This is a genomic window from Nocardioides aequoreus (assembly GCF_000720335.1).
In the GTDB taxonomy this organism is placed as follows: Bacteria; Actinomycetota; Actinomycetes; order Propionibacteriales; family Nocardioidaceae; genus Marmoricola; species Marmoricola aequoreus.
In genome coordinates this window covers 1-301 of sequence record NZ_JOJN01000043.1, presented here as the reverse complement: position 1 = coordinate 301, position 301 = coordinate 1, and the positions used below count along the sequence as shown (strand labels likewise).

Genomic DNA, 301 nt, shown 5'->3' with positions numbered 1-301 from the left:
CGTCACGGTCGTCGAGGGCGCCGGCCCGAACCTCGACTGCATCATGCTGCCCAAGGTCCAGGACGCCACCCAGGTCAAGGCGCTCGACCTGCTGCTCACCCAGATCGAGAAGACCATGGGCTTCGAGGTCGGCCGGATCGGCATCGAGGCGCAGATCGAGAACGCCAAGGGCCTGGTCAACGTCGACGAGATCGCCGCCGCCTCGCCGCGCCTGGAGACCATCATCTTCGGCCCGGCCGACTTCATGGCCTCGATCAACATGAAGACCCTGGTGGTCGGCCAGCAGCCCCCCGGCGCGCCC

The 301-nt window shown here is 68.1% G+C and carries 1 protein-coding gene; it reads left to right on the top strand.

Translation table 11 applies throughout. The annotated features are described in order from the left end of the window. Window positions 1–301: aldolase/citrate lyase family protein (locus tag IG63_RS0120255; protein WP_030486147.1), on the top strand; the 301-nt coding region annotated here is incomplete at both ends.